We start from the raw sequence: 529 nt of genomic DNA, 5'->3' as shown, positions 1-529 counted from the left end.
GCTATCTGAATAATGAGGTGGTCGAAAAGATCCGCATCCAAGAGCGGTCCTACCAAGGAATTACCACCAATCACAAAGACATTTTTGCCTTTGTCAATCTGTTGAACAAAGTCCACCACATCCCCAGCTACTGGCTGGTAATTGCTGACAGGCAGGTGCCTATCATGTGTAAAGACATAGTTTTCCGTAGCTTGATAAAAACTTTCTACATCTTGCAAATCTTGGATTTCCTCAAAGGTCCGCTTGCCCATGATGGTGATATCCATTTGCCTGTAAAAGTCATCATAGCCTGTATCCTCTACAGAACCAAGCTGATGCAGCCAGTCTATCCTGTGCTGACTGTCTGCCAAGTAGCCATCCATGGTGATACAGCCGTAAAAATATACTGCCATTCTTGTAGTTACCTTTCTAGTTCCTCGGCTATTATCAAAGCGATAGTGAAAAAAGTCATGGCATCAGCTGTCCGCTCTTCATGGCGGGCATCCCAGATTCGGTTATGATGATCCACATAGTCAGCTGTGTAGAAGAA

1 protein-coding gene and 1 pseudogene are annotated in these 529 nt (G+C 44.4%); both read right to left on the bottom strand.

Features of this window, described 5'->3' with window-relative positions:
• Window positions 1-392 (bottom strand): dihydrofolate reductase family protein (locus tag GMD1S_RS10860; protein WP_000301978.1); only part of this gene is annotated, 392 nt, incomplete at its 3' end.
• Window positions 393-400: 8 nt separating this feature from the next.
• Window positions 401-529, bottom strand: a pseudogene (locus GMD1S_RS12205) (phosphorylase); the annotation flags it as partial.

It is taken from the genome of Streptococcus sp. GMD1S (genome assembly GCF_000296875.1).
In the GTDB taxonomy this organism is placed as follows: domain Bacteria; phylum Bacillota; class Bacilli; order Lactobacillales; family Streptococcaceae; genus Streptococcus.
This window is presented reverse-complemented; position numbering and strand designations above follow the sequence as displayed.